Raw genomic sequence first — 17554 nt, 5'->3', positions numbered from 1 at the left:
GACGGCGCAGGGAGAGGGGGAGCGGCCCCGGAGGGTGCCGGTCGGGTCAGGCGCAGGGCGTGCCGTTGAGGCTGAACCCGCCGGGCCGGGCGAACGAGCCGCTGTAGGTGCCCTGGAAGCCGAACGACTGGCCGGCACCGGGGGCGATGCGGGCGTTGTGCGCCACCGGCGTCGCCGTCACCGCACCGGCGGACGGGGAGACGGTGGCGTTCCAGGCGCTGGTGATCCGCTGCCCCGAGGGCAGGATGAAGGCGAGCTTCCAGTTGTCGACCGGGGCCGAGCCGGTGTTGGTGACGGTGACGTCGGCGGTGAAGCCGCCCTGCCACACGGTGGTCGCGTAGGTCACCTTGCAGGCCGTCGTGGGGTCGGGCTCCTCGCCCGGGCCGCCGGGACCGCCGAGGTTCACGGCCGACGAGAAGGAGTTCACCGCGAGCCCGGCTCCGTTCTGCCACGGCTCGAAACCTGCCTGGACGCTCGTGAGGTACCAGTTGCCCTGGGCCATTCCCCGGCGGACGGTCTCGTCGACGAAGTCCATGACGTCGAAGCTCCAGCTGGACATCGCCGAGGGGGCGACGAAGGAGATCACGTCGTTCGAGCCGTTGCTGCCGGTCCACACCTGCCAGGTGCGCCCGGCCACGGTGGTGGTGCCGACCTGCGAGCCGATCGGCTGGATCGGACCCACCTTGTGGAACCAGATCATGATCTCGGTCCGGTTCACCCCGTCCTTCCGGGGGGCGGGGTCGAGCCAGATGTCGTACGAGGCGTTGTACACGGCGTCGCCGACATAGCCGTACGAGATGCTGCTGGGAGCGTCGGCGATGCCGCTGAGCTGCGCGGGGAGGTTGGTCCCTGGCGAACACTTCGTGTAGTGGCAGCCGTTGAAGACCGAGGGGTACGACTTGGGGGCGCCGTTGGTGGGCACCGAACCGTCGGCCCGGGTGAGCCGGAAGCCCGTGTCGGTGGCGGTGACGCACTGCGGGGCACCGGTGCCCCAGCGGTTGTTCTGCACGACGTAACGGCCCTGGATCGTGGTCGAGCCGTACTGCTCGCAGACGACGGTGTCGGCCTGCGCGGCCGGTGCGCCGGCCACCAGGGCCGTGAGGGTGAGCAGAGCGGTGAGCAGCGCGCCGAGCAGACCGCGCGCCGTTCCGGGGCGGTGGGGTAAGGGTCGCATGCGGGGGCCTCTCTGAGAGGGACAGCTCTGATGGGGTCACGCACCTATCGGGAGCGCTCCCAACTCCCCAGTTATGGGAGCGCTCCCATTCAAGGTTCAAGAGGGGACTGTAGGAGCGCTTCATGTCCCTGACAACCCGTTGGGGCCGAGCGAATCGAAAAGATCTCTAAGGGCCCGGTCGGCCGACGACGAGCTGAGGCCGCGCAAAGGTCCGCGGACACGGCCGGACGGCTGGGAGCGCTCCCGAAATTGTCGGCCCGGCGCTCAGGCGGAGCCGCGGACGACCAGCCGCGTCCGCAGGATGACGTGCCGCCAGGCCACGTCCGGGTGCTCCATCTCCTCCCACAGCAGCCGCACCATGGTGCGGCCGATCTCCTCCAGCGGCTGACGGACGGTCGTCAGCGGTGGATCGGTGTGCTCGGCGAGCAGGAAGTCGTCGAAACCGATCACCGCGACGTCCTCGGGCACCCGGCGGCCCGCCGCGCGCAGCGCGGCCAGCGCACCGGCGGCCATGGTGTCCGACGCGGCGAAGACGGCGTCGAGGTGCGGGTGCCGCTCGAGGAGGGCCGCCGTCGCGCGGCGCCCACTGGCCTCGGTGAAGTCCCCCTCGGCGACCAGGGACGGCCCGCCGTCCAGCCCGGCCCGGGCGAGCGCCTCCTCGTAGCCGCGCAGGCGGCACCGGGCGACGTACATGTCCGGCCGACCGGTGATGGCGGCGATGGCCCTGCGGCCGCCGGCCACCAGGTGGTCGACCGCGGCGCGGGCACCGCCGACGTTGTCCGCGTCGACGTAGGTGATCTGTTCGTCGCCCGAGCGCCGGCCCAGGAGCACGGTGGGCAGTCCCGCCTCGGCGAGCATGTCGGGCAGCCGGTCCCCGGAGCGCACGGACATCAGCAGCACCCCGTCGACCCGGCCACCGCGCGCGTACTCGACGAAGCGCTTGCGCTCGGTGTCCGTGCGCACCAGGGTGAGCAGCAGCTGCACCGACGTGTCGGACAGGGCGTCGCCGACCGCGCGGACGACCTCCGAGAAGAACGGCTCGCCGAACAGCCGCCAGTCCGTCTCCGTCATGACCAGCGCGACGGCGTCCGCGGGCCGCCCGGCCAGTGAGCGCGCCGCCAGGTTGGGCACGTAGCCCAGTTCGTCGATCGCGCGCCGCACGGCACGGCGCGTGGACTCCTTGACCCCGGTCTCGTCGTTGATGACGCGGGAGACCGTGCCCCGGCCGACACCGGCGAGGGCGGCCACCTCCTCCAGCGTCGGCGTACCGGGACGCCGCTTCCCCATATGCACCCCCAAGGGCACCCGATCCTAGGGGCGGGGTCCCGCCGCGATCGACCGCCCCGGTCACCCCTCGGTCGCCGTGGCGTGGATCAGGCGCCGTGGCGCTCCCGCAGTTCCACCTTGCGCACCTTCCCGGACACGGTCATCGGGAAGGCGTCGAGGACGCTCAGGCGGCTGGGGATCTTGTAGTGGGCCAACTGCCCGTCGCAGAAGGCACGCAGCTCCTCGAGGGTGGGCGGGTCGGCCGCGTCCCGGGGGATGACGCAGGCGAGGACCTCCTCGCCGTAGCGCTCGTGCGGGACCCCGACGACCTGGACGTCGGCGATCCTGGGGTGGCCGTAGAGGAACTCCTCGATCTCGCGGGGATAGACGTTCTCCCCACCCCGGATGATCATGTCCTTGATGCGGCCGACGATCTCCACGTACCCGTCCTCGCGCATCACCGCCAGGTCGCCGGTGTGCATCCAGCGGCCGGGGTCGATCGCCTCCGCCGTCCTCTCGGGCTCGTCCCAGTAGCCGAGCATCACGCTGTAGCCGCGGGTGCACAGCTCACCGGCGGTACCGCGCGGCCGGGTCACGCCGGTGGCCGGATCGACGACCTTGACCTCGATGTGCGGCAGGACGCGGCCGACGGTGCCGGTGCGGTGCTCGAGGTCGTCGTCCCGGCGGGTCTGCAACGACACGGGGGACGTCTCGGTCATGCCGTAGCAGATGGAGACCTCCTCCATGTGCATCTCGGCCACCACCCGCTTCATCACCTCCACCGGGCACGGCGACCCCGCCATGATGCCGGTGCGCAGGGAGCTGAGGTCGTAGGACGCGAAGTCGGGGAGGTTCAGCTCGGCGATGAACATGGTGGGCACGCCGTAGAGGGAGGTGCAGCGCTCCCGCTGGACCGCCTCCAGCGTGGGCCCCGGCTCGAAGGACGGGGCGGGAATGACCATGCAGGCACCGTGGGAGGTGGCCGCGAGATTGCCCATGACCATGCCGAAGCAGTGGTAGAAGGGCACCGGCAGGCAGATCCGGTCCCGCTCGGTGTAGCCGAGGGTGCGGCCCACCCAGTAGCCGTTGTTCAGGATGTTGTGGTGGGAGAGGGTGGCGCCCTTGGGGAAGCCGGTGGTGCCCGAGGTGTACTGGATGTTCACCGGGTCGTCGCAGCTCAGCTCCGCGGCGACGGCGGTGAGCCGGTCCCGGGGCACGGACGCCGCGCCGGCGGTCAGCGCGTCCCAGGACCGGTCGCCGATGTAGACCGTCTCCCGCAGCGCGTGGCACTTCCCCCGCACCTGCTCCACCAGGGCCCGGTAGTCGCTGCTCTTGTGGGCCAGGGAGGCGATGAGCACCGAGATCCCGGCCTGCTTCAGCACGTACTCCAGCTCGTGGGCGCGGTAGGCGGGGTTGATGTTCACCATGATCGCGCCGATGCGGGCGGTGGCGTACTGGACCAGGACCCACTCCGGGCAGTTGATCGCCCAGATGCCGACCCGGTCGCCCTTGACGACGCCCTTGGCCAGCAGTCCGCGCGCCACCTGGTCGACCGCGGCACCGAACTCGGCGTAGGTCCAGCGCCGTCCGGAGGGCACGTCGACCAGGGCCTCACGGTCGGGGTGCGCGGTGATCGTCCGGTCGAGGTCGGCCCCGATGGTGTCGCCGAGCAGCCCGCTGGTGCTCGTGCCGTGCGTGTAGGAGAGGGCGGTCACCGGACGTCCTCCTCGCGGTACTCGTTGGCGCTGCCGGCGGCCGTGGCCTCGCGCAGCTCGATGCGGCGGATCTTGCCGGAGACGGTCTTGGGCAGCTCGCCGAACTCCAGCCGGCGGATCCGCTTGTACGGTGCCAGCACCTCGCGGGAGTGCTCGAAGAGGACCTTCGCGGTGTCGGGACCGGGCTCGAAGCCCTCCGCCAGGACGACGTACGCCTTGGGCACGGCCAGCCGCAGCTCGTCCGGGGCGGGCACGACGGCCGCCTCGGCCACCGCCTCGTGCTCCAGCAGGGCGCTCTCCAGCTCGAAGGGGGAGATCTTGTAGTCGGACGCCTTGAAGACGTCGTCGGCGCGCCCGACGTAGGTGATGCAGCCATCAGGGTCGCGGGAGCCGATGTCGCCGGTGCGGTAGTAGCCGCCGGCCATGGCCTCGGCGGTGCGGTCGGGGTCGCCGTGGTAGCCGGCCATCAGGCCGACGGGGCGCTCGGACAGGTCGAGCGCGATCTCGCCCTCGGTGGCGCCGGGCGCGCCGGAGACCAGGTCGAGCAGTTCGACGCGGTAGCCGGGGCTGGGCCGGCCCATGGAGCCGGTCTTGAGCGGCTGACCGGGGCTGTTGGAGACCTGCACGGCGGTCTCGGTCTGCCCGAAGCCGTCGCGGACGGTCACGCCCCAGGCGCGCCGGACCTGCTCGATGACCTCGGGGTTGAGGGGTTCCCCGGCGGCCACGACCTCGCGGGGCGGGGTGCGCAGCTGGGTCAGGTCGGCCTGGATGAGCATGCGCCACACGGTCGGCGGGGCGCAGAAGGTGGTGACGCCGGCGCGGTCCATCTCGGTCATCAGCCGGCCGGCGTCGAAGCGGGTGTAGTTGTGCAGGAAGACGGTCGCCTCGGCGTTCCACGGGGCGAAGAGGTTGGACCAGGCGTGCTTGGCCCAGCCGGGCGAGGAGATGTTCAGGTGCACGTCGCCGGGTCGCAGGCCGATCCAGTACATGGTGGCCAAATGCCCGATCGGGTACGAGGTGTGGGTGTGCTCCACCAGCTTGGGCCGGGCGGTGGTGCCGGAGGTGAAGTAGAGCATCAGCGGGTCGTCGGCGAGGGTGGGCCCGTCCGGCGCGAAGTGCTCGGCGGCGCCGTGGCTGTCCTCGTAGGGCAGCCAGCCCTCGGCGCCCGCGCCGACCGCGACACGGGTGTAGTCGCCGGGGACCTCGGCGAACTTCGCGGTGTCGGCGGCTCGTGCGATCACGTGCCGGACCCGGCCCCGTTCGACGCGGTCGCGCAGGTCGGCGGAGCCGAGCAGGGGGGTGGCGGGGATGACGACGGCGCGCAGCTTCATCGCGGCCAGGGCGGTCTCCCAGAGCTCGGCCTGGTTGCCGAGCATCACCAGCACCCGGTCCTCGGCGGCCACGCCCTGCTGCCGGAGCCAGTTGGCGACCTGGTCGGAGCGTCGGGCCAGGTCGGCGAAGGACAGCCGGGTCCGTCCGCCGTCCTCCTCGACGAGGTGCAGGGCGGTGCGGTCGTTGCCGTCCGCGATCACGTCGAACCAGTCGAGTGCCCAGTTGAACCGCTCGGGCCGCGGCCAGGAGAAGCCCGCGTAGGCCGTGGCATGGTCCTCGCGGTGTTCCAGCAGGAAGTCCCGGGCCCTGCGGAACTCTTCCGTCGCCGTCGTCATTTGTCCTCCTCGGTTCCGGACCATTGCCGGGCGGCTCCCTGACATCGTGTAATCCGTGATGCAGGTCTCACTACCCCCGAACGGGGGTGTGCGCCCGATCAGGGGCCGCGGCGAAGGGGCGATCAGGTGACAGCTGACCCGATGAGGGGGGTCGACGCGGTGGAGATCCGCGGGGCGCTGGTCCGGCTGCGGCGGGACACGGGGCTGCCGGTGGCCTTCGGCGGGCTGGTGGAGGCCGGGCGGCGGCAGGTGCGCATCAGCGAGCTGAGCGGCACCGCGACGCCCGCGCTGAGCGCCCTCGCGGTGATGTCGGGCAGTGGCCTGGGCGGCCGGGCGGTGGCGCTGGCCCGGCCGTGCGCGGTGGCGGACTACTCCTCCTCTCGGCAGATCAGCCACGAGTACGACGCCCCGGTCGCCGCCGAGGGTCTGCGTTCCGTCCTCGCGGTGCCGGTGGTGGTCCGGCGCAGGGTGCGCGGCGTGATCTACGGTGCGCTGCGCTCGGCACAGCCGCTGGGCGACCGCACCCTGGGCATGGCCGTGGCGGCGGCGCGGGACGTGGAGCAGGCTCTGGTGGTGCGCGAGGAGGCGGGCGAGCTGCTGGCGGCCGCCCGTCCGGAGCCGGAGGTGCGGCCGGGGTCGAGGGCCGCCTGGGAGCAGGTGCGCGAGGCGCACGCGGCACTGCGGGCGCTGGCCGCGCGCATCGCGGATCCGGGCCTGCGGGCGGAGCTGCTGGACGCGTGCACGCTGCTCACGGCCGACACGACGCGTCCGGAGGCGGCGCGGCTCGCGCCCCGGGAGGTGGACGTGCTCGCCTGTGTGGCCGCGGGGGCGACCAACGCGGTGGCCGCCGAGCGGCTGGGGGTGACGGCCGAGACGGTCAAGGGGTACCTGAGGTCCGCGATGCGGAAACTGGGCGCCCGCACGCGCGGGGAAGCAGTGGTGGCGGCGCGCCGGGCGGGGTGGTTGCCGTAGGTTTGCGGTGTTTTCCCATGCGGTCGCCAATAGCGCGGACGCGGGTTTGGATTTTCCGGGCCCGGGCGGGCTGTTATTTCCCTCACCACACCGTCCGTCCGAATTTAAAGGGCCTGTTGCCTAATATTGGCCAGGACACGACACACGGAGGGAGCGGTGACCGTGCGACGGGACGCCAAGGAGCCTGCGAGGTGCCGCCCCGACCTGGTCATCGGCCGGGAGGAGCTGTACTCCGACGCGCGTGAGCGGCTCGCCCAGGGGGGCAGCGTGCTGCTCCACGGTCCGGCCGGAATTGGAAAGTCGACCGTGCTGCGGGCGCTGGCGGCGGAAAACGCCGGTGGGGCGGGCACGGTGTTGCGCTGTTCGGCCACGGAGTCCGAATCGCATCTGCCGTTCCTGGCACTGGCCGATCTGTTCGGGCTGGTCCTCGACCGGGTGTCCGGCGGGCTGCCCGCGGCCCAGCGCACCGCCCTGGAGTCGGCGCTCACCGGGCGCGGCGAGTCCACCCTCCAGCGGGACGGGCTCGCGCTGCGGCTGGCCGTGCTGTCCGCGCTGCGCACCCTCGCCGCCGAGGGGCCGGTCCTCGTCGTCGCCGACGACCTCCAGTGGCTCGATCCGGCCAGCGCCGAACTCCTCGGCTTCGCCGCCCGGCGCCTGGGCGACACCCCGGTGCAGCTGCTGTGCGCGGTGCGCACCGAGGACCAGGACTACGACCGTCATCTGCGCACCGCCCCGCCCGACACCCTGGCGCTGCGCCTCGGTCCGCTCTCGCGCGCCCAGGTCTCGGCGCTGCTGGACCAGCGCGGCTACCCGGGACTGTCCCGGTCCACCGTCCGGGACATCCACCGCACCAGCGGCGGCAACCCGCTGTTCGCCCTCGAACTGGGCCGTGCTCTCGCCGAGACCCCGACGCCGCCGCGTCCCGGTGAGCCGCTGCCGGTGCCGACGTCGCTGCGCGCCCTGGTGCTCAGCCGCCTGGAGATGCTGTCGGCCGAGGCCCGCCGCACCCTGCTCGTGGTCAGCGCGGGCGCCCGCCCCACCCTGGCGCTGCTGCGCGCGGCCGGCCGGGAGAACGCGGAGGCGGAGACCGCGCAGGCCGCCGAGCTGGGGCTGCTGGCGACCGAGCCGGAGGATCCCGCCGTACGGTTCGCCCATCCGCTGATCTCCGCCGCGCTGTACGCCGAGGCACCGGCGCAGGAGCGGCGGGCGGTGCACGCGGCGCTGTCCACGGCGGCGTCCGATCCGATCGAGCGGGCCCGGCATCTGGCCCTGGCCACCAACGGCACCGACCCGGACGTCGCCGCCCGGCTCGCCGAGGCCGCGGCGCTGGCCCGGGACCGGGGGGCGCCGTCGGTCGCCGCCTCGCTCGGGCTGCTCGCCGCCCGGCACACTCCGGCCGACGGCGTGCCGGGCGCGGACGAGCGGCGGCTCCAGGCCGCGGAGGACGCGATCACCGCCGGGGAGGTCGACCTCGCCCGGCACATCGCCCGCGACGTGCTGACCCGGACCACCGTGCCGGCCGAGCGGGTGCGGGCCTGGATGGTGGTGATCGAGGCCGCCGGTCAGGCCCTCGGGGACGTGGACGCCGTGTTCCCGCAGGCCCTCGCCGACGCCGGCGACGACCCCCGGCTGCTGGCCCTGGTGCACTACCAGCTGGCCTGGCGGGGCCTGGTGGTGGAGGGCGACTTCGCGGAGGGCCGCCAGGAGGCCGCGCACGCCGCCGAGCTCGCCGCCCGCGCCGGCGACCGGCGCACCGAGCTGCTGGCGCTCGCCTTCCAGGCGCAGACCGAGACCCTGATGGGTCATCCCGACGCCCCCGCCACCATCAAGCGCGCCCTGAAGGAGCCGCAGGACCCGCAGGTGGCCTGCCACCACAACGGCGCGGGCTCGGCCCGCTTCCGCTGGTTGATCATGAGCGACCAGCTGCCCGAGGCCCGCAGCACGGTGACCGCGCTGCTGCGCGAGGCGCGTCGGCGGGGCATGGTCGAGAGCGAGGTGCACTACGTGCGTCTGCTCGCCGAGACCGAGCTGCTCGCCGGGCACTGCGGCCGGGCCCTGGAGCTGGCCCGCGAGAGCCTGCGGCTGGCCCGGGACTCCGGCATCGGCGAGGTGGCCTCCGCGTTGCAGACGTCCCTCGCCGAGGCGTCCGGCGGCGATGTGGAGCAGGCACTCGCGCTGGCGCGGGAGGCGGTGCAGCAGGCCGAGGAGGACGGCGACCAGGTGTACGCGTCCCGGTCGCTGGCCGCCCTCGGCTACGCCCAGCTGGTGGCCGGGGACACGGTCGGCACGGTGCGGTCGCTGCGCCGGGTGCGGGAGCTGGAGCACGGCCTCGGGATCACGGACCCGTCCCGGGGACGCTGGCAGGGCGATCTCGCCGAGGCCCTGGTCCGCGTCGGCGAACTGGGCGAGGCCCAGCATCTGATCGACGTCACCCGGGAGCACGCGCTGCGGCTGCGCCGGGACAGTGTGCTGGCCGTCCTGGACCGGGCCGAGGCCCTGGTGCGGGCGGCCCGCGGCGACGTGGAGGCGGCCGCCGCCCAGCTGAGGTCGGCGCAGGACCGGCTCGCCAAGCTGGGGCACGGCCTGGAGGAGGCGCGGGCCGCGTTCGAACTGGCGCGGCTGCGCTCCCTCCCCCAGGCCACCGGCTTCGCCCGGGCGGCGGGGGGCGGCCCGCCGGGGCCCGCGTCGTACGACGAGGCGGCGCGGCTGCTCCGACGGTGCCGTGCGCTGCCCTGGCTGCGGCAGGTCGACCGGGCCGCCGCGGCCGGTCCCGCGGTGGCCGAGACCGCGCCCGCCGACACGCCGGCCGCCCTGGACGGCCTCGCCGCGATGGAACGTCAGGTGGCAGCGCTGGTGATGGAGGGAGCCACCAACCGGGAGATCGCCGGGCGCCTGTTCATCAGCGTCAAGACGGTGGAGGCGACCCTGACCCGGGTCTACCGCAAGCTGGGGATCCGTTCGCGCGTGGACATCGTCCGACTGGCGGCGGGCCGCCGCACGCAGTGAACACCTTTCGGCCAACATGCCGCCATCGAGGGTTTTCCCTTCCCAACTCCCTGAGGGAATTCCCTGATTGGGGCACCCGGGCGCTCCTTCTAGCGTAAGGCCGTGCCGATCGCCGGGCACACGGGGGCCACTCACGGGGCCCCTCGTGCACCACCCCCACCCGCGCGACCCCCCACCGGCCACCCGATGAGGAGACCCATGACCGGGCTCACCCGCGCCAAGAAGACCGCCGCCGCCCTCGCGGCGACCGCCGCGGCCGCCGCGACCGCGCTGCTCACCGCCCCCTCCGCCGCCGCCGCTCCCCAGCCGATCGTCGGCGGCACGACGACCACCACGTCGTCGTACCCGTTCATGATGCAGATCACCGACGCCTCGCAGAACCAGTTCTGCGGCGGCACCCTCGTCTCGCCCACCAAGGTGGTCACGGCCGCGCACTGCATGGTCGGGGAGACGACCAGCAGCGTGCGCGTGGTCGGCGGACGCACCTACCGCAACGGCACCAACGGCACGGTGGCCAGGGTCAGCAGGATCTGGATCCACCCGGACTACCGCAGCGCCACCCGGGGCGACGACGTGGCCGTGCTGACTCTGTCGACCTCGATGCCGTACACCGCGGCGCGGTACGTCTCCGCCACGGACACCTCGGTGTACGCGGCCGGCACCACCGCCCGCATCGTCGGCTGGGGCACGACGTCCTCCGGCGGCAGCTCCTCCAACCAGCTGCGCACCGCCACCGTGCCGACCGTCTCCGACACGAGCTGCCGCGCCTCCTACGGCACCCGGTTCGTGCAGAGCGACATGGTGTGCGCCGGCTACTCCTCCGGCGGTGTGGACACCTGCCAGGGCGACAGCGGCGGGCCGCTGCTCGTCAACGGCGTCCTGGCCGGGATCACCTCCTGGGGCGACGGCTGTGCGGCGGCCGGCTACCCCGGCGTGTACACCCGCCTGACCACCTTCTCCGGGCAGGTCACGGCCCAGGTCAATTCGTAGGCCAGAGAGGTTTCCTGAGTATCCCTCAGGTGCAAGACAGGGGGCGTTGCGGGCTTCCACGAGCAGCCCGCAACGCCCCCTCTCCAATGCTCGGACACGGCCCCGCGAGCCGGCTGCGGGTCACCGCCGAACGCCGCCGAGGGGCACGACGATGGCCGCCGAGGGTCACCGCCGTACGCTGCCGAAGCGGATGTCGTACGTCGTGCCCGGGTGCATCACCCGCAGCATGCGCTCCGCCTCGGCCGCGACGTCGTCGCGCCGGTGCCTGCCGAGCGGGCCGAAGGGTTCGACGACGAGGGCCTGTTCCTCGAGGCGCCACAGGCCGGCCAGGAAGCCGTCGACGAGCAGGGTGCGATGGGCGATGTTGCCCTGCCAGGCCAGGCCCTTCAGCTCGGGCGGCACCACACGGGTGCGGTCGGCGTGGGAGAGCAGCAGGTTGTCGAACTCCGGCAGGAGACGCGGCGGGGCCGGGGTGTCCGGGTCGGGGCGGGGCGCGTCGGGGAGGTCGAAGAGCTCGATGCCGTTCTCGTCACGGAAGGTCACCAGCCGGGGGCGGAGGCGTTCGAAGGTGTCGCGCAGCCGGGTCAGGCCGGCCCAGGTCTGCATGTCCTTCACGGAGGCGGGCCCGAAGGCGGCGAGGTAGCGCAGCACGGTCCCGTCCGGGGCCGGCGCGGGCTCGGCGGGGCGGCCCAGCCAGCGCTCGGCGGTGGTGAGGGTGACCTGGCCGGCGCGGCCCCACAGTCCGCGCGGGGTGACCTGGACGAGCGGCAGTGTGCAGCGGGCGGCGACGGACAGCGCCTGCGGGTCGGCGTCGGGCCACTCCTTCAGCAGGGCCTCGCGCAGTTGCTTCGGGGTGCGCGGCTCCGCCTCGACGAGTTCGCGGGCAAGGGCTGCGAGCCGGTCGAGGTCGACGCCGACCAGACCCTTGCGGAAGGCGGTGAGTTCGCGGTCGCGGGCGGGCTGCACGAGGGGCCGCAGCGTGAGGCAGTCGTGGGCGGTGTGGGTGTGGATGGTCGAACGCAGGGTCACGATGCGGACCACCGAGCGCTCGGCCATGGGCCGGGACAGCGCCTCGGGGGTGAAGCCGTCGAGGCGGGCGGCGAGCGCGTAGTACGGGGGCTTGACGTTCTGCGCCTGGAGGCCGATCAGGTGCTCGACCGCTGCCTCGGCGGACAGGGGTGAGCGGTGCAGCAGCAACTGCCGCTCCAGGGTCGCGCGGTTGAGCGCCCGGGTGCTCAGCACGGCGACCGGCGCGCCGGCGCTCCGCTTCGTCTTCGTCATACGGGCACGCTAACGAGGATCGAGGTCGGTCGCTGTCCTGTATCGGGGCCGCAGTGTGGTCACGTGACGAGCTCCGCCACCGGCAGCGTCCGTCTTCCGGTCCACGACGGCCTGATCCGCGAGCGCGGCGACGTCGCCGCAGAGGCGCGGGAGGTCGCCGAGCAGGCGCGGGACCGGGCGGACGGACGTGGGAAGGCACCGGCCGCCGGGCTCCGGCCCGAGCGGGCCCAGGGCGTGTCGTTCGGGAGAGGACGCATCGGGGCGACGGCACCGTGCCACCCCGTGAGCGGGGACCGGTGCGTGCGGCTGCACGGCGGAGGAGGGTGTCGACGCGGAGTGTCGGCGGCGAACGACAACGCCGCGGATGCGCGTGCCGGATCCCGCGTCCGCGGCGTGGTCCACACCAGAGGCTTCAAGGTCCCGGCAGGACGCGGACCTGCGCCTCGGGCAGCTTGGCCCACCAGTGGCGGTAACGGCCGTAGACCCAGGGGTCGCGTCCGGCCAGCAGGCCGCCGAGCGAGCCGGCCTCCTCGGCGAGGACGTCCCAGGTGGCGCCGGACAGCTCGCGGAAGGCGGTGACCTCCACGCCGCCCCCGTCGGCCGGCCGCCACACGCCCGCCACGTGGCCGTCGGCCAGCACGGTGGGCAGGACGTCGCCGTTGACCCGGATCACCAGCCGGCGGAACTCCTCGGGGATCATCCGGCCGCGGTCGGCGTACGCCAGCAGCGTGCTGTCCCACATGGCCATCAGCCGGGGCGGGGCCGATGTGTCGGCGGGCGGGCGCGGGGCGCCGGGGACGTCGTACAGGGTGGTTCCGTCGGGGCCCTCGAGGCGTTCGACGACGTCGTCGAGGTCGAGGAGCGCCTTGCGGAGCGGTGTCCGCTGGAGCATCGTGAACTGGGCGACGTCGGCCACCGACGCGGGCCCGAAGCCCTCCAGGTAGCGCAGCACAAAGGTCCGGAGCGCGTCCGGAGAGGGCGCCCGGCCGCGGGGCGGGGTGTCCACGGGCGCCGCGACGAACGAGGCCCGCTCACCGAAGGACCACGGGCCTCCCGTCGGGACGTGCAGGAGAGGCGCGTACGCCTTCATCCCCCACCACGCGCCCTCCGCTCGCTTGGCACCGACCCGTTCCGTGAGCCAGGCGCGCAGGTCGGCGGCGGTGCGCGGGCGGTCCGCGAAGGCCAGCAGCGCGGGCACCAGTTCCTCGCCGTCCGCCGGGGTCAGGCCCGCGGCGGCGAAGCGGTGGCCGAGACGCGAGGCGTACAGCGTGGGCTGCACGGCCTCACGGAACACCCGGTGGTCGTCGGCGTGGACCGCGTGCAGGGTGATCCGCATCAGGGTCGCCTTGACCACCGTCCGCCGGGCGAAGGCGTCGTCCACCTCGGCCGGGTCGAAGCCGGTGATCCTGTTCCACAGGGCGAGGTACGGCGAGGGGGCGTGCTGCGCCTGGAGGGCGACGATGCGGCGCACCGCGTCGGGCACGGCGAGCGGTTGCCGCTCCAGGAGCAACTGGCGGGCGAGCGTGGCCCGGTTGAGTGCGCGTGCGCCGATCTTCACCCCGCGATTGTTCCGCACCCGCGGGGCCCCCGTCCGCCGGGGCCGGGGCCGGGGCCGGGTCACTCCCGCCGGAACGCGTGCCGGAGCAAGGCATTCCGGTTGGAACGGGCCGGAGCGGGGCACCCGGTGCGCACTGTGCACGTACGAGACCTCATGCGACCGCGAAGGGTCCTGCTGACCGGGTGGTTCAGCTTCCGCGACGGCGAGGCGACCGCCGGGGACGTGCTGGCCCTGCACCGGGTGGAGGACGTGCTGCGAGGTGCCGGTATCCCCTACGACGTCGTATGGAGCCCCGGTTTCCTTCCGGAGGCCCGGCATCTGGACGACGTGCGACCCCGGGACTACAGCCATCTGGTGTTCGTCTGCGGCCCGCTGCACGGGCCCCAGGTCGAGGATCTGCACCGGCGCTTCGCACACTGCGTGCGGATCGCCGTCGGGACGTCGGTGATCGATCCGGCCGACGCCGCCGTGACCGGGTTCCACCGCGTGCTGGCCCGGGACACCCCGGACGGCCGGCCGGTGGAGGACCTGGCCGCCCACGCCCCGGCCATGCCCGCGCGCCCCGTGGTCGGGGTGATCCTCACCCAGGGGCAGCAGGAGTACGGGCGGCAGCGGCGGCACGGGCAGGTCACCGAGGAGGTGACCCACTGGCTGGCCGGCAAGGACTGCGCGCGGCTGGAGCTGGAGACCCGGCTGGACACCCACGACTGGCACCTGAGCGCGACACCCGCGCAGGTCCAGTCGGTGCTGGCCCGCCTCGACCTCGTCGTCACCGACCGGCTGCACGGGCTGGTGCTGGGGCTGCGGGTCGGGACTCCGGTGCTGGCCGTGGACCCGGTGGCGGGCGGTGCCAAGGTGGCAGCGCAGGCCCGCGCCTGCGGCTGGCCCGCGCTGATACCGGCGGAGCGGCTGGACGTCCGGCTGCTCGAGCGGTGGTGGGACTGGTGCCTGACCTCGGGCCGGGTCGCCGCCCGCCAGGTCCGCGACGCCTTCCGCGAGGGCACGGCCCCGGACAGCGCGGACCTGCTCGTCGAGGCGCTGACGACCCGCGCGGGCGGCCGAAGCACCGCCGGGCACGTCGGCGGGGGCGGCGGACCGTGGAGCACGGGCCGGGACACCGGGTAGGGCGGAGCGCACCCGGGCGCTCGCGCGGGTGCGCTCCGGGCGCTGCGGTCGTGGTCCGGGGACTCGCCTCAACCAAGCGTCTCGCGGTGTCATCCAGGAGACCTCATGCCGGTTGTCGGTGATTCCCTTGAAGTTTCGGGCAGCGACAGCCGCACTGGGCCTGCCCTTGGTCCTCGGCGCCGTGCTGAGCATGAGGGACATGGCCACCGACAACGTCTTGATCGCCATATAGGGCTCGGCTCCGGAAGACCACCAGCCGATCGGTTCTCCTCGTTTGATGCTCCGGCGGACGACCTTGAACGCCTGGCGGACACCACCGAGCATGTCGATGTCGTCCTCGGTGAGGAGGCGCTCGGCGGCCGGCTTGGCCATGAGCGCCTCGATCTGTCCTTCGGCGGCGGTCGCCCGTTCGAGGCAGCCCCAGCCGACGTGCTCGGGCGTAGTGACGGGTGTGTGGCCGTCTGTCAGGGAGTTCCACGTCTTCCAGATGGCTACGAATTCTCCGTAGAGACGTTGGAAGTCCTGAGCTGCTGCCAGGTCCATCCGCGGCTCTTCTTGACTTGCTCCCAGCGGTCAGTGACCCGGGTCGTCACGAGCCAACCACCGCCGAGAGTGACAGCCACGGTGAGCAATGGGGCCCCTAATGACTCGACGATCGACATGGACCTCCTGACGACGGTGACGAGACTCCTTGTCACATTGTGCGGCGCGACCCGGGGGATCGTGGCGCACTCGCGCCTTCTCTCCCCGGCTGATGTCCTGGCCACCCGGTAGCAAGAACTACGACACCCGGCGGGCCAGGCTCCGCAAGGACGCCGAGCGGTCCGGGATCTCCGACCAGGACGCCAACACCGTCGCCGACGAGGAGTTGCAGGAGGGCGAGGAACGGCGCAGCCGCGGGCCCCGCACCGAGCGGGGACGCGGGCCCAAGGGCGAGCGTCCGGAGAACACCGGCTGACCACGGGCTGAGGGGCCGGTCAGCACTGCGTGTGGTCACCACCGCGTGGCTGACCGGCCCCTCGGCGCGCGCAGCGGCCGTCAGCCCGTGTAGCGGCGGGCCGTCGACGTGCGTTGGGCGGGTTCCAGGAGCCGGAGGCGGGACTCGACCTCCTCGGGGAGCACGCGGCGTTCGCGCAGGATCCAGGGCAACGCGGCCGCCGCCTCGGCGAAGGCGCGCAGGGAGGCGGTGTCCCGGGGCACCGTGCGGGCCAGGTTCACCGTGCGGCGCAGGGCGGGGCCGGCGGGGCGGCGCAGCCAGGTGAACCACAGGGTGTTGCGGATGCCGTGCCTGCGGCGCAGCGTGGAGTCCCGGGCCGGCGAGGGATGGTGATGGACCGTCAGGTGATCGGCGTAGGTCAGCCACCAGCCGCCGGCCGCCAGGTCGGCAGCAAGCAGTTCCTCCTCGCCGCCGAGCCACAGTCTCGGGTTGAAGCCGCCCGCCGCCCGGAAGGCGTCGGTGCGCAGCACGGTCGCGGCGGCCAGGAACGAGCCGAGCGCGGGCCCCGGCAGCCAGGGCGGGCCGGGGACCGGCGAGTCCCGCAGTTCCCGGACGATCGGGTCGTCGGTGCCGTCGGGTTCGACGACGATCCGGGCGGTGACCGAGACGAGCGCCGGGTGCCGGTCGAGCAGGTCGGCGGCGCCGGACAGGGAGCCGGGCGACCACCACGAGTCGTCATCGCAGAAGGCGACGTACGGCGTGCGGACCTCTCGCACCGCGAGGTTGCGGCCCACGGCGCCGAGATTGCGGCGGGGGCACAGCAGCCGCACCTGCGGGTGGTGCCGGGCCACGGCCTCGGCGCTGCCGTCGGTGGAGCCGTTGTCGGTGACGACGACGTGGGGGCTCTCGGGGAGTCGGGCGAGGTGGCCGAGGGTGCGCAGGAGTTCGCCGCACCGGTTGTGGGTGATGACGACGACGGTCGTGCGGGGGTCGGTCATGCGCTCGCTCCCTCCAGCATCCGGGCGGCCCGTTCCACGTGCGGAGGCAGGGGCCGGCGCTCGCGCAGCGCGGCCGGCAGCCGGGTGAGGGTCTCGCGCAGCGCACGCCGGGCGTGGTCGTCGGCACGGGCATCGGCGGCCAGGGCGCGGGTGCGGCACAGGGCGTAGGGCACGGGCCGGCGCAGCCAGGCGGTGAGGAGTTCGTTGCGGCGCTGGACGGCCGGGCGGCCGCCGCGGGGCGCGGGCGCCGGGTGGTGGTGGGCGACGACGTCGGGGCAGTGGGTGACGCCCCAGCCGCGGGCGGCCAGGTCGTAGGCGAGCAGGGTCTCCTCGCCGCCGAAGAACAGCAGCCGGTGGAAGCCGCCCGCGTCGAGGTAGGCCTCGCGGCGGACCACGGAGGCGCAGGCCAGGAAGCCGAGCACCTGGGTGCCGGGGAGGTCGTTGACCCGGCCCAGGGGTGAGTGCGCGAGGACCTCGTTGAGCGGGTCGGGGTCGGCGGCGGGGCCGACGAGGGTACGGGCGGCGATGAGGCCGAGCCGGGGATGGGCGTCGAAGAGCTCGACCGCCCGGGCGAGGGCGCCGGGCGCCCACCAGGAGTCGTCGTCGCTGAACGCCACGTAGGGCGTGTCGAGGGCGCGGGCGCCGTGGTTGCGGGCGAGTGCGCCGCGGTTGACGGGCAGCGCGAGCACCCGGACCTGGGGGAAGTCGCGGGCGAGCAGGGTGCGGGTGTCGTCGGTGGAGGCGTTGTCGGCGACGAGGATCTCGGGGCGTTCGGGCAGGGCGAGGAGGTGGCGCAGGGTCACGGCGAGGTGGGCGGAGCGGTCGCGGGTGGCGATGACGATGCCGATGGGAGGGGTCATGGTGC

General features: G+C 73.6%; 13 protein-coding genes. 5 read left to right on the top strand and 8 right to left on the bottom strand.

Annotated elements, in window-relative coordinates; genetic code table 11:
• Positions 1–46 precede the first annotated feature (46 nt).
• From ACFYOV_RS09635 to ACFYOV_RS09620, 4 genes are all read right to left on the bottom strand, one after another.
• A complete protein-coding gene (locus ACFYOV_RS09635; protein WP_389084995.1) occupies positions 47–1174 on the bottom strand; it encodes a cellulose binding domain-containing protein in 1128 nt (375 codons plus the stop codon).
• Between the two features lie 264 nt (positions 1175–1438).
• Positions 1439–2461 carry a LacI family DNA-binding transcriptional regulator gene (locus ACFYOV_RS09630; protein ID WP_389084992.1) on the bottom strand — a complete coding sequence of 341 codons (1023 nt, stop codon included), beginning with the start codon at positions 2459–2461 and terminating at the stop codon, positions 1439–1441.
• 86 nt (positions 2462–2547) lie between these two features.
• Complete coding sequence (locus ACFYOV_RS09625; RefSeq protein ID WP_389084990.1) at positions 2548–4155, bottom strand: AMP-binding protein; 1608 nt, start codon at positions 4153–4155, stop codon at positions 2548–2550.
• Positions 4152–5822: an AMP-binding protein gene (locus ACFYOV_RS09620; RefSeq protein ID WP_389084987.1), complete on the bottom strand. Its 1671-nt coding sequence runs from the start codon at positions 5820–5822 to the stop codon at positions 4152–4154. The genes ACFYOV_RS09625 and ACFYOV_RS09620 overlap by 4 nt, the downstream gene beginning before the upstream one ends.
• A gap of 141 nt (positions 5823–5963) precedes the next feature.
• Between ACFYOV_RS09620 and ACFYOV_RS09615 the strand changes: the two genes are divergently transcribed.
• The 3 genes from ACFYOV_RS09615 (at position 5964) to ACFYOV_RS09605 (ending at position 10790) form a co-directional block, all read left to right on the top strand.
• Positions 5964–6794 carry a response regulator transcription factor gene (locus tag ACFYOV_RS09615; RefSeq protein WP_389085619.1) on the top strand — a complete coding sequence of 277 codons (831 nt, stop codon included), beginning with the start codon at positions 5964–5966 and terminating at the stop codon, positions 6792–6794.
• A 156-nt stretch (positions 6795–6950) separates the two neighbouring features.
• On the top strand, positions 6951–9800 hold the full coding sequence (locus ACFYOV_RS09610; RefSeq protein ID WP_389084985.1) for an AAA family ATPase: 2850 nt from the start codon (positions 6951–6953) through the stop codon (positions 9798–9800).
• Between the two features lie 198 nt (positions 9801–9998).
• Positions 9999–10790, top strand: a complete 792-nt coding sequence (locus ACFYOV_RS09605) for a S1 family peptidase (protein ID WP_389084982.1) — start codon at positions 9999–10001, stop codon at positions 10788–10790.
• A 165-nt stretch (positions 10791–10955) separates the two neighbouring features.
• On the opposite strand, the gene ACFYOV_RS09600 is transcribed toward ACFYOV_RS09605, so the two are convergent.
• A complete protein-coding gene (locus ACFYOV_RS09600; protein ID WP_389084980.1) occupies positions 10956–12071 on the bottom strand; it encodes a winged helix DNA-binding domain-containing protein in 1116 nt (371 codons plus the stop codon).
• A 412-nt stretch (positions 12072–12483) separates the two neighbouring features.
• Positions 12484–13629, bottom strand: a complete 1146-nt coding sequence (locus ACFYOV_RS09595) for a winged helix DNA-binding domain-containing protein (RefSeq protein ID WP_389084977.1) — start codon at positions 13627–13629, stop codon at positions 12484–12486.
• 153 nt (positions 13630–13782) lie between these two features.
• On the opposite strand from ACFYOV_RS09595, the gene ACFYOV_RS09590 reads away from it, so the two are divergent.
• Together ACFYOV_RS09590 and ACFYOV_RS09585 are read left to right on the top strand one after the other, a co-directional pair.
• Complete coding sequence (locus ACFYOV_RS09590) at positions 13783–14754, top strand: polysaccharide pyruvyl transferase family protein (protein WP_389084975.1); 972 nt, start codon at positions 13783–13785, stop codon at positions 14752–14754.
• 754 nt (positions 14755–15508) lie between these two features.
• Positions 15509–15712 carry a hypothetical protein gene (locus ACFYOV_RS09585; protein ID WP_389084972.1) on the top strand — a complete coding sequence of 68 codons (204 nt, stop codon included), beginning with the start codon at positions 15509–15511 and terminating at the stop codon, positions 15710–15712.
• Positions 15713–15792: 80 nt separating this feature from the next.
• On the opposite strand, the gene ACFYOV_RS09580 is transcribed toward ACFYOV_RS09585, so the two are convergent.
• Positions 15793–16689 carry a glycosyltransferase family 2 protein gene (locus ACFYOV_RS09580; protein ID WP_389084970.1) on the bottom strand — a complete coding sequence of 299 codons (897 nt, stop codon included), beginning with the start codon at positions 16687–16689 and terminating at the stop codon, positions 15793–15795.
• A complete protein-coding gene (locus tag ACFYOV_RS09575; RefSeq protein ID WP_389084967.1) occupies positions 16686–17549 on the bottom strand; it encodes a glycosyltransferase family 2 protein in 864 nt (287 codons plus the stop codon). Before ACFYOV_RS09575 ends, ACFYOV_RS09580 begins: the two co-directional genes overlap by 4 nt.
• Positions 17550–17554 lie beyond the last annotated feature (5 nt).

This window comes from Streptomyces sp. NPDC005931 (assembly GCF_042871235.1).
Taxonomy (GTDB): Bacteria; Actinomycetota; Actinomycetes; order Streptomycetales; family Streptomycetaceae; genus Streptomyces.
Note: the sequence above shows the minus strand (reverse complement) of the source record. Positions and strands in the feature narration are given on the sequence as shown.

Coding starts and splice junctions, on each gene's coding strand:
- ACFYOV_RS09635 (WP_389084995.1), bottom strand. CDS start 1,174: ATGCGACCCTTACCCCACCGCCCCGGAACGGCGCGCGGTCTGCTCGGC.
- ACFYOV_RS09630 (WP_389084992.1), bottom strand. CDS start 2,461: ATGGGGAAGCGGCGTCCCGGTACGCCGACGCTGGAGGAGGTGGCCGCC.
- ACFYOV_RS09620 (WP_389084987.1), bottom strand. CDS start 5,822: ATGACGACGGCGACGGAAGAGTTCCGCAGGGCCCGGGACTTCCTGCTG.
- ACFYOV_RS09615 (WP_389085619.1), top strand. CDS start 5,964: ATGAGGGGGGTCGACGCGGTGGAGATCCGCGGGGCGCTGGTCCGGCTG.
- ACFYOV_RS09605 (WP_389084982.1), top strand. CDS start 9,999: ATGACCGGGCTCACCCGCGCCAAGAAGACCGCCGCCGCCCTCGCGGCG.
- ACFYOV_RS09600 (WP_389084980.1), bottom strand. CDS start 12,071: ATGACGAAGACGAAGCGGAGCGCCGGCGCGCCGGTCGCCGTGCTGAGC.
- ACFYOV_RS09590 (WP_389084975.1), top strand. CDS start 13,783: ATGCGACCGCGAAGGGTCCTGCTGACCGGGTGGTTCAGCTTCCGCGAC.
- ACFYOV_RS09585 (WP_389084972.1), top strand. CDS start 15,509: ATGTCCTGGCCACCCGGTAGCAAGAACTACGACACCCGGCGGGCCAGG.
- ACFYOV_RS09580 (WP_389084970.1), bottom strand. CDS start 16,689: ATGACCGACCCCCGCACGACCGTCGTCGTCATCACCCACAACCGGTGC.
- ACFYOV_RS09575 (WP_389084967.1), bottom strand. CDS start 17,549: ATGACCCCTCCCATCGGCATCGTCATCGCCACCCGCGACCGCTCCGCC.